The organism is Thermoanaerobaculia bacterium (assembly GCA_035717485.1).
Taxonomy (GTDB): domain Bacteria; phylum Acidobacteriota; class Thermoanaerobaculia; order UBA5066; family DATFVB01; genus DATFVB01.
Genome location: DASTIQ010000069.1, coordinates 1 through 2267, shown reverse-complemented (window position 1 = coordinate 2267; position 2267 = coordinate 1). Strand labels below are relative to the sequence as shown.

At 69.8% G+C, this 2267-nt stretch carries 2 protein-coding genes; both read right to left on the bottom strand.

Translation table 11 applies throughout. From position 1 onward, the window contains the following. Positions 1-33 precede the first annotated feature (33 nt). Positions 34-1233: a PLP-dependent aminotransferase family protein gene (locus tag VFS34_03500; protein HET9793504.1), complete on the bottom strand. Its 1200-nt coding sequence runs from the start codon at positions 1231-1233 to the stop codon at positions 34-36. 87 nt (positions 1234-1320) lie between these two features. Continuing rightward, positions 1321-2049, bottom strand: coding sequence for an ATP-binding protein (locus VFS34_03495; protein ID HET9793503.1), 729 nt, complete (start codon positions 2047-2049; stop codon positions 1321-1323). Positions 2050-2267: the final 218 nt, after the last annotated feature.

Sequence of the window (2267 nt, the reverse complement as noted above, 5' to 3'; positions counted from 1 at the left end):
TTCCGGCGGCCAGGCGAAGGGCGAAGCGCCGTCTCATGCGTCCTCCCGCAGGAGCTCGCCGAGCCGGCGCGCGCCCTCCCGCATCCGCTCGGGCGATTCCTTCGCGAACGTCAGCCGCAGGAAGTGGCGGGGAGGCTCGTCGGAATCCGCGAAAAACGCGTCTCCCGGAATGAACGCCACTCTTCGTTCGAGCGCGCGGGCGAGGAGCGCCGCCGCGTCGCGTCCGCCGGGCATCCTCGCCCAGCAGAACAGGCCGCCGTCGGGACGGGAGACGGCGACCTCGGCAGGCCATTCCGCCGCGATCGCGTCGAGGAGCGCCGTCCTCTGCTCCGCGTAGAACGCGCGCACGCCGGAGAGATGGGCGTCGTAGTCGTTCTCCTCGAAATAGAGGGCGAGCGTCCACTGGTCGAGGCTCGAGGAACAGAGGTCCGCCGCCTGCTTGGCGAGCTCCATCTTCGCGAGGATCTCCCGGGGCGCGCGGATGAAGCCCGTGCGCAGTCCGGCGGAAAGCGTCTTCGAGAAGCTTCCGAGATACGCGACGCGCCCCGGATCGAGCGCGGCGAGCGGCGAGGGGGGCGGCGGGCCGAAGTGAACCTCGCCGTACGGGTCGTCCTCGACCACGAAGAGATCGAGCTCCGCCGCGCACGCGAGGAGCTCCTCCCGCGCGGGGGCGGAAAGCGTCCATCCGGACGGGTTCTGGAAATTGGGGATCGTGTAGAGGACCCGGACCGCCCCGCCCGCGGCGCGGAGGGCGCGGACCCTTTCGCGCAGCGACGCCACGTCGAGGCGGGAGTCGTCCCGCGTCGCCGCGAGGAACCGGGCCCTCCGCGCCCGGAAGCACGCGAGCGCGCCGACGTAGGCGGGACTCTCCACGACGACCCCGTCTCCGGGATCGACGAGAATGCGGGCGAGGAGATCGAGCGCCTGCTGGGAGCCGGTCGTGAGGTGCACGTCCCCCGTTTCCGCCGGAAGCCCGCCCGCCGCCAGGCGAGCGGCGATGCGCTCGCGGAGCGCCGGGAAGCCCGCCGTCGGGCCGTACTGGAGCGCATCGTCGCGCCGATCCCGGATCGCCCGGGATGCCGCCTGCGCGAGGGCTTCCGCGGGGAAGGTCGCGGGGTTCGGGACGCCGCCCGCGAACGAAATGACGGTCGGGTCGTTGATGAGCGACGCGAACCGCCGGATCGGCGAGGGACGCAGGGCCCCCGCCTCGGCGGAGAAGGAAATCGTCGTCAAGACCTCATCGACTCCGGGTCGTCGCCCCGTCCTCGCCCCGACGGTAGCGGCTTCCCGGCGAGAGGATCGGGCAGCGCGCGAACGTGGCTAGTACCGCGCGTGGAAATCCGCCCGCTTCACTTTCTCGCGGAAGTCGTCGCTCTGGATCTTCACGGTCTGGCACATCTCGTGGAGGCGGCTCCGGAGGGTGTACCCGATCCGGTCCTCCAGCTTCTCGCGTGATCCGGCGGCGAGATCATCCATGTAGTTGGACGTCGCGATCGTGATCCGCTTGTGGTTGTAACGGGTGTTCAGCAGCGCGTAGAGCATGTCGCGCGCGAAATCGGACGGCTTCGTCGCCCCCAGCTCGTCGAGGACGAGGAGCTCGGTTTCGGCGTAGGGAGTGATCACGTCCTCCTTCGTCTCCGGCGCGTCGCTCTTGAAGGTCGACTGGATCTTCATCAGGAGGTCGGAGAAGTTCACGTAGAGCGCGCGCCGTCCCTTGGTCCGGGTGATCTCGTTGAGGATCGCGATCGCCAGGTGAGTCTTGCCGTTTCCGGCGGGCCCGAGGAAGAGGAGCCCGGCCTCGACGACCGGGTAGGCGGCGGCGAACTCCTGGGCGACCGCCTTGGCTTTCTTCAGCGCGAGGTTCGTGTCGTTGAAATCGGAGAACGAGCAGTCGCGGTATCGCTCCGGAACCTGCGCCGCGCGGAAGCGCCGCCGGCGCGACTCCTCCTTCCGGCACCCGCACTCCCGCGCGATCTTTTCTCCGTCGGCGCTCGCGAAGGTCCACCCGGTTCCGCCGCACACCGGACATGTCGCCGCCTCGAAAGTCATCGATCGCGATTGTAGCGCGGACCGCGCATCCCGGCCGCGGGCGCCGACTTCGAGTCGCGAGTCGGACCGGGCGCCCGGCCGTCGCGGATCGACGAGCCGCGAGTCTCGGGCATCCCGCGCGAGATTCCTCCTGCCACCGAAACCTTCGGTCGCCGGCAGCGTCTCCGGAGCGACCGAAGGAGGTCAGATGCGTATTTCCCGGACTCTGGTCGTCGAAT

Excerpts from the sequence above, each read along its gene's own strand:
- VFS34_03495 (HET9793503.1), bottom strand. The coding sequence starts at position 2,049 with ATGACTTTCGAGGCGGCGACATGTCCGGTGTGCGGCGGAACCGGGTGG.